This window comes from uncultured Lutibacter sp., assembly GCF_937891065.1.
Lineage (GTDB): Bacteria > Bacteroidota > Bacteroidia > Flavobacteriales > Flavobacteriaceae > Lutibacter.
Genome location: NZ_CALAEQ010000192.1, coordinates 1 through 5,680, shown reverse-complemented (window position 1 = coordinate 5,680; position 5,680 = coordinate 1). Strand labels below are relative to the sequence as shown.

Below are 5,680 nucleotides of genomic sequence, written 5' to 3'. Positions count from 1 at the left end.
ATAAAACAATGATTCATAATTTTGAAGATAAAAATATTCTAACCAATAAAATAGAATTTATTTTCGACCAAAATAAAGTTCCAGATTGCGGTTGTGAATAACTCTAATTTATGTAATCTTTTTCCTATTTTTACAAAAAACAATTTTAATGTTAGATTTCTTAGATTTTTCCTTTCTTGATGTTTTAGATATTGTATTGGTAGCCGTTTTACTATATTATGTTTATAAATTATTAAAAGGAACTGTTGCTATCAATATTTTAATAGGAATTGCTTTAGTAGTTCTTATTTGGAAAATTACTCAAGCATTACAAATGGAAATGTTAAGTGGTTTATTGGGCACTTTAATTAGTTTAGGTGCTATAGCAATACTTATTGTTTTTCAGCCTGAAGTACGGAAATTCTTACTAATGATAGGTTCAACAAATTTCACAAATAAACGTAGTTTTTTAAAACAACTAACTTTTTTAAAAACGGAAATTCATACCACAATGGATGTAGAAGCTATTGTTTTGGCTTGTGAAGAAATGGCCGCTACTAAAACAGGTGTTCTTATTGTTTTAGAAAGAAATCATAATTTAGATTTTGTAAAATCTACAGGTGATAAAATGAATATAGAAATTAACAAACCTATTTTAAAAAGTATTTTTTATAAAAACAGTCCGCTACATGATGGAGCCGTAATTATTAAAGAAAACTTTATAATTGCCTCTAGAATAATATTACCACTTTCTAAAAAAAGTCTTCCAACACGATTTGGATTACGACATAGAGCAGCTATTGGAATTACTGAAAAAACGGATACACTTTGCTTAATTGTTTCAGAAGAAACCGGAAAATTATCCTATATAAAAGACGGTGAATTTGTTTTATTTAAAAACAATAACGAATTAATTGAAACTATTCGTTACGATTTAAATTAGTGATCCTTAAATCAAATAGATACAAACAAAGAATCAAAATTTACTTATAAAACACCTAATATTGAATTACTTCATTTACAAATTGCATATTATATAACGTTTTATAATAGCCGTTTTTATTTAATAATTCAATGTGAGAACCTTGCTCAACAATTTCACCTTTATCCATTACAATAATTCTATCCGCTTTTTTAACTGTCGTTAATCTGTGCGCTATTATTATTGATGTTTGATGTTGCGTTATTTTATCTGTAGCTTTCTGAATTAATTTTTCTGAATAGGAATCTATGGATGAAGTTGCTTCATCTAAAATTAAGACACTTGGTTTACTCACATATGCACGTAAAAAAGCAATTAATTGTCGTTGCCCCGAAGATAACATTGCCCCACGTTCTTTAACATTATAGTGGTAATCATCTGGTAAACTCATAATAAATTTATGAATTCCTATTTCTTTAGCGGCCTTTTTTACTTCTTCTAAAGTTATAGATTCGTCACTTAAAATAATATTATTAAAAATTGAATCAGAGAACAAAAACACATCTTGTAAAACAACTGCAATTTGATTTCGTAAAGATGTTAATGTATATTGATTTATATTATGATTATCTATACAAATTTCACCTTTATCAATGTCATAAAAACGATTTACTAAATTAATAATGGTTGATTTTCCTGCGCCAGTTGCACCAACTATTGCAACTGTTTCTCCTGCTTTTACATTAAACGAAATACCTTTTAAAACCTCTTCACCTTCAACATAACTAAAACGAACATTTTTAAAAGAAATATCACCATTAAAGTGAGTTGCTTCAACTTCTCCAGTCTTATTAATTTGACTTTTTGTATCTAAAACTTCAAAAACTCGATCTCCAGCTACCATACCCATTTGCAACGTGTTGAATTTATCAGCAATTTGTCGTAATGGTCTAAATAGCATTTGAGACATCATAATAAAAGCTATAATTTGTCCTGCGTTTGTGCCACCTAAATTCACAATATCTAAACCGCCATACCACACTAATAAACCTACTGCAATGGAAGATAAAATCTCAGCAATTGGAAAAAAAATTGAATAATACCAAACTGTTCTAATATGTGCACTTTTATGAACTTCATTAATCTTAACAAAGTTTTTGTATTCAATTTCTTCTCTATTAAATAGCTGAACAATGTTCATTCCTGTAACACGTTCTTGCACAAAACCGTTTAAATTGGCTACCTGAGCTCTAACATCTTGAAAAGCTGCTTTTATAGCAATTTGAAATATTTTTGTTGCATAAATTAATATTGGAAGTACAATAAAAGCAATTAAGGCTAATTTCCAATTCATCCATAGCATTACTATGGCAACAATAAGCATTTTTAGTATATCGCTAATAATCATAAACAAACCTTGCCCAAAAAATTGTGCTATAGTTTCAGTATCAGAAACCAATCTGGTTACCAATTTACCTACGGAAGATTTATCAAAATAAGACATTTTAAATTGCAACATATGCTTTTGAAGTTGCACTCTGATATCTTTAATAATATGTTGCCCTAGCCAGTTTACTTTATAAATAAAAATGAACTGCATAAAAACTTCGGCTACCAAAAATGCAACCATTAATAAAGAATAATTTAAAAGTCCTTCTTTATCTTTATTTTCAAAATAAGTATTTACAATTTCTTGTAATAATACTGGTTTTGCTATTGAAACCAATGATAATAGAATTGCAGACATAGTTCCTACAAAAAACTGTCCTCTATATTTTGAAGCAAAACTCATTAAACGCATAAATATTTTTGCGTCAAAAGCTTTTCCTGTAACTTTTTTACTCATGTATAAAAATTGTTTTTGGATAGGTAACTTGAGTTAAAAATAACCCTTGAGCTGGTGCAGAAGTTCCTGCATTACACCTATCTTTACTTTCAATTATTTGTTTAAAACCTTCCAAGGTTATTTTTTCTTTTCCAACATCAATTAAAGTACCTACAATTGCCCTTACCATGTTTCTTAAAAATCGATCTGCAGTAATGTGAAATATTAACATTTTATTTGTTAAAACCCATTCTGCTTTTCTAATATCACAATTATAGGTTTTAACATTAGAATTAGTACGAGAAAAACATTTAAAGTTAGTGTAAGTTAATAAAATTTCAGCGGCCTCATTCATTTTAACAATATTTAACTTTTTATTGTTAATCTGCCAAGTAGTATCAATTAAAAATGGGTTTCTTCCTAAAAAAATTCTATATTCATAGCTTCTACTTGTAGCATCAAAACGTGCATGAGCACTATCTGTAGTTTTAAGTATGTTTTCTACAACTATATCATTTGGCAATAATGAATTTAATTTATAAATAACTACTTCAGTTTTAATTTCATTATCTAAATCTACTTGTGCAAACAGCTGTTCAGCATGAACACCAGTATCTGTTCTTCCTGCACCAATAACATTAATTGCTGTTCTAAAGATAGTTGTAAGTGCTTTATTAAGTAATTCTTGTATGCTAATAGCGTTTGGCTGCACTTGCCAACCATGATAGTTTGTCCCTTTATATGATAATTCAATAAAATATCTCAATTGAAATGCTATTTTTGTACGATTGCAAATATACATACATTTTACGATTTAAGAATTTTACAAACAGATGAAAAAAATATTATTGCTTTCTGATACGCATAGCTATATTGACAATCAAATATTGAAGTTTGTAAAACAAGCTGATGAAGTTTGGCACGTTGGTGATATTGGCTCATTAGAAGTTATTGATACACTAAAAAAATTAAAACCATTGAGAGCTGTTTATGGTAATATTGACAATGCTTTAATTAGAACAGAATTTCCATTAGATAATAGGTTTACTATCGAAAAAACAACTGTTTGGATGACACATATTGGTGGTTATCCAAATAGGTATGATGTTAGAATTAGAGAAGAAATATCAAAAAATCCACCTCAATTATTTATCAGTGGGCATTCGCATATTTTAAAAGTAATATTTGATAAAAAGTTAAAACTATTACATATGAATCCAGGCGCGGCCGGGAAACACGGATTTCATAATGTAAGAACAATGTTACGTTTTGAAATTAATGAGGATAAAATTACTAACTTAGAAGTTATTGAACTTGAGCAACGAAAATAAAAAACCATTTCAATAAAAATTGAAATGGTTTTTCTGCACTTAATATACTAAGATAAAAGGTTATCGCAATCTATCAACAGATTTTACAAGTTCCTCATCCTTTTTAATTGCTCTATTTGCAATCACAACAAATACAATAGTTAAAATAGGAATAAGCAGCCCAATACCCTTCTCAGAAACGTTAATTTCTCCAGATAAGTTTTGCGAAAAATATACGACTATACCTAATATAATAAAATTGGTCAAAATTGATAATCGGCATAACACAAACTGTAATTGCCTTTTTTTAAATTGAAAAATAGCAATTAATGTTAAAACCGAAGATGCAAAAAATAATACTGCCATTACTTTTAGTAAAATACTTTCCGAAGTAAAGGAATCCATCACAAAAAATTCTATTCCTTGCTCATTCACCCATAAATTTAATCCGAAAATTAAACCTCCTGAGAGCAATGTTGCAATTAATAAATAAATAGATTGTATTCTTTGAATCATAGTTTTATACTAACTTAAGGCAAAAATACGTTTTCTTTTTAAAGAATAAAAGATTAGTTATATAAAATAATTTTATATATTTGCAATAACCTTATGCTTAATCACATAAGGGAACTACAACTGAAACGAAAAATCACCACAACGTTTAAGAACAATAAAATTCTTTACAGAATCATAAAATAGTCTTTATACATAAACAATAATTACAAATTAACATAATGTTTGAAATTTCCCAACTAAAGGAGAAAACACTTGTAGACTTACAAGAGATAGCAAAAACAATTGGAGCTAAAAAATTCAGTCAATTAAATAAACTAGATCTCGTTTATTTAATATTAGACATTCAAGCTACAACTCCCTCAACAATTACAAAAGTTTCATCTAATGATGAAAAACCTAAACGCAGAAGAATTGTAAAAAAAATAAACCCTGCAAGAATCATAAAAGTAAGCCCTCCTGAAAACATCCAGGAAGAACTTGCTTTGGAAACGAAGGTTGATGTTGTTATTCAACCTGAACAAAAGAAAATATTAAAACCAAATAAAAGAGTTGTAATTAAAAAACCTCTTGCAATTAAAGAACCAATTGTAAAGGATGAAATTGAAAATGTGAATAATATAATTACAACTAATGAACCTACACCTGTTCAAACAAACCAACCTAAGAAAGTAAATCCCCCAAAACAACAAAATCAAGTTAACCAGCCTAAACCAGTACATCCACCTAAACAGGTAAACAAACCTAACCCGCCTAAACCAAGACCTCAACCTAGAGAGAAAGGTCAACATACAAACAGTGGTAACCGTTATAAAGATCCTGATTACGAGTTTGATGGAATTATTGAAAGTGAAGGAGTATTAGAAATGATGCCTGATGGATATGGGTTTTTAAGATCTTCAGATTATAATTATTTATCATCACCTGATGATATTTACTTATCACAATCTCAAGTAAAATTATTTGGTTTAAAAACTGGAGATACTGTAAAAGGTGTAGTAAGACCTCCTAAAGAAGGAGAAAAATATTTCCCACTAATACGTGTATCAAAAATAAATGGATTGAATCCAAATATAGTAAGAGACCGTGTTTCATTTGAGCATTTAACACCTTTATTCCCAGAAGAAAAAT

General features: G+C 28.5%; 6 protein-coding genes. 3 read left to right on the top strand and 3 right to left on the bottom strand.

The features are described from left to right. The first annotated feature begins 148 nt into the window (after positions 1-148). On the top strand, positions 149-922 hold the full coding sequence (gene cdaA, locus Q0352_RS10570; RefSeq protein WP_299527288.1) for a diadenylate cyclase CdaA: 774 nt from the start codon (positions 149-151) through the stop codon (positions 920-922). 55 nt (positions 923-977) lie between these two features. Here the strand turns inward: cdaA and Q0352_RS10565 are convergent, their stop codons facing one another. After that, positions 978-2,747, bottom strand: a complete 1,770-nt coding sequence (locus tag Q0352_RS10565; protein ID WP_299527286.1) for an ABC transporter ATP-binding protein — start codon at positions 2,745-2,747, stop codon at positions 978-980. Continuing rightward, complete coding sequence (gene truA, locus Q0352_RS10560) at positions 2,740-3,528, bottom strand: tRNA pseudouridine(38-40) synthase TruA (RefSeq protein ID WP_299527284.1); 789 nt, start codon at positions 3,526-3,528, stop codon at positions 2,740-2,742. The genes Q0352_RS10565 and truA overlap by 8 nt, the downstream gene beginning before the upstream one ends. A gap of 31 nt (positions 3,529-3,559) precedes the next feature. Between truA and Q0352_RS10555 the strand changes: the two genes are divergently transcribed. Then, positions 3,560-4,057 carry a metallophosphoesterase family protein gene (locus Q0352_RS10555; protein ID WP_299527282.1) on the top strand — a complete coding sequence of 166 codons (498 nt, stop codon included), beginning with the start codon at positions 3,560-3,562 and terminating at the stop codon, positions 4,055-4,057. Between the two features lie 60 nt (positions 4,058-4,117). Here the strand turns inward: Q0352_RS10555 and Q0352_RS10550 are convergent, their stop codons facing one another. Next, positions 4,118-4,552, bottom strand: coding sequence for a DUF4293 domain-containing protein (locus Q0352_RS10550; RefSeq protein ID WP_299527280.1), 435 nt, complete (start codon positions 4,550-4,552; stop codon positions 4,118-4,120). Between the two features lie 218 nt (positions 4,553-4,770). Here Q0352_RS10550 and Q0352_RS10545 point away from each other — a divergent pair. Continuing rightward, a partial coding sequence (locus Q0352_RS10545; RefSeq protein WP_299527279.1) for a Rho termination factor N-terminal domain-containing protein occupies positions 4,771-5,680 on the top strand: 910 nt, incomplete at its 3' end.